Below are 1799 nucleotides of genomic sequence, written 5' to 3'. Positions count from 1 at the left end.
ACGAGCTGGCCGTCGCGCGCGCTGAGCTGGAGGCGCAACGCCGGACGGTGGCGGCGGCGGGTCTCGCGCAGGCGCAGGAGGCGCTCCTGCGCGACATGCTGCGCGAGCTGCACGGCCCGCGCGCCACGAGCGAGCTGGGTCTGCTGGTGCTGCGGTTCGCGGCGGAGCTGCTGAACCGGGCGGTGCTCTTCGTCATCAAGGGCGGCGCCGCCGTCGGGCTCGGTGGCTTCGGCGTCGAGGTGCCGCGCGGTCCGGACCGGCGCGGAATCAGGGGGATCTCGATCCCGCTCGACGAGCCGTCCATCCTCGCCGAGGTGGTCAGACGGCGGGCGGCGGTGCGGGGGGCCGTGGGGAGCGAGCGCCGGGACCGCGAGCTGCTGGACCTGCTCGGGGGGAAGACCCCGGCCGAGGCCGTCGCCCTGCCGCTGATCTCGGGGGGCAAGGTGCGCGTCGTGCTCTACGGCGACAACCTCCCCGAGCAGCGCCCGGTGGCTGGCGTCCGCGCGCTGGAGATCTTCCTGGAGCAGGCGGGGGACGCGCTGGAGAAGGCGCTGGTGGAGCGCAAGCTGCAGGGGGCGGCGAAATCATGAGCGCCACGGTCCTGGTGGTCGACGACTCGGCGACGACCCGCTCGCTGGTCGCCTCGTTCCTCGCCGGCTGGGAGGACATCGAGGTGATCGAGGCCTCGAGCGGCTTCGAGGCGCTGCGGGTGCTGCCGTCGCGCGCGGTGGACGTCATCGTGAGCGACATCAACATGCCCGACATCAATGGGCTCGAGCTGATCTCCTTCGTACGCGCCAATCCGATCTACCGCCACATCCCCGTGGTCATCATCTCCACCGAGAGCAGCGCCGGGGACCGCAAGCGGGGGCTGGAGCTCGGCGCCGTCGACTACGTGGTGAAACCCTTCGACGCCGAGACGCTCCGCGGCGCTGTCGGCGTCGCGCTCGCGCGCCGCCGGCGGGAGGCAGGCCCGTGAGCGCGGACGAGCGCGACCGCTCCTCGTTCGGCGAGTTCGTCATCGAGGCGGAGGAGCTGCTCGAGGCCCTCGCCGACCGGCTCGGCGAGCTCGAGCGCGCCGCCGAGGAGGGCGGGGCGCGGCCGGACACCGTCAACGACGTGTTCCGCTCGATGCACACGCTCAAGGGGCTTTCGGGGATGCTCGGGCTCTCGGGCATCGCCGAGCTCTCGCACAGCCTCGAGAACCTCCTCGACAAGGTGCGGCTCGGCAAGGTGCCGCTGCACCAGGGGACGGTGGACGCGCTCTTCGCCGGCGTGGAGGCGCTCACCAAGCTCGTGGGTTCCGTCGGTCGCAACGGCACGGAGGAGGGCATCGACACCCGGACGGTGACGCGGCGCATCGGGACGATCCTCGAGGAGAAGCCCGAGGGGCCGCAGGGGCCGTCGGCGCTCGACGGGGTGGACCTCGACCGGCGCATCGTCAGCACGCTCACCGAGTACGAGGAGCACCGCCTGCTCGAGAACGTCCGCACCGGCAACGCCCTGTACCGCGTCGAGGCGCGCTTCTCCTTCGAGACGTTCGACCGCGAGCTGGGCGAGCTGACCGAGCGGCTCAAGCGCATCGGCGAGGTCATCTCGACGCTGCCGAGCTCGGACGAGGCCTCGCCCGGCACGATCAGCTTCGATCTGGTCGTCGGGACCGCGGCCGGGGCCGACAAGGTGGCGGCGGCGCTCGAGGGTCTGCCGGCGCAGGCGCACCCCGTCGGCCGGCGCGGCGGGGGGCGCAGGGCGGGCGACGCCGTCGCCGCGGCCGAGCCGGCGCCCGCGCCGTCGCCGGC

General features: G+C 73.5%; 3 protein-coding genes. All 3 read left to right on the top strand.

What is annotated here, in order from left to right; translation table 11 throughout:
* The coding region (locus VI078_14570) for a hypothetical protein (GenBank protein HEY6000509.1) at window positions 1–590 on the top strand (590 nt) is incomplete at its 5' end.
* A complete protein-coding gene (locus tag VI078_14565) occupies window positions 587–979 on the top strand; it encodes a response regulator (protein HEY6000508.1) in 393 nt (130 codons plus the stop codon). The genes VI078_14570 and VI078_14565, both read left to right, overlap by 4 nt.
* Window positions 976–1799, top strand: an 824-nt coding sequence (locus tag VI078_14560; protein ID HEY6000507.1) for an Hpt domain-containing protein, incomplete at its 3' end; no start/stop codon positions are given. The genes VI078_14565 and VI078_14560, both read left to right, overlap by 4 nt.

It is taken from the genome of bacterium, assembly GCA_036524115.1.
Classification (GTDB): Bacteria; JAUVQV01; JAUVQV01; order JAUVQV01; family DATDCY01; genus DATDCY01.
The sequence above is the reverse complement of the archived record's forward strand: the minus strand, read 5'-3'. Positions and strand labels throughout refer to the sequence as shown.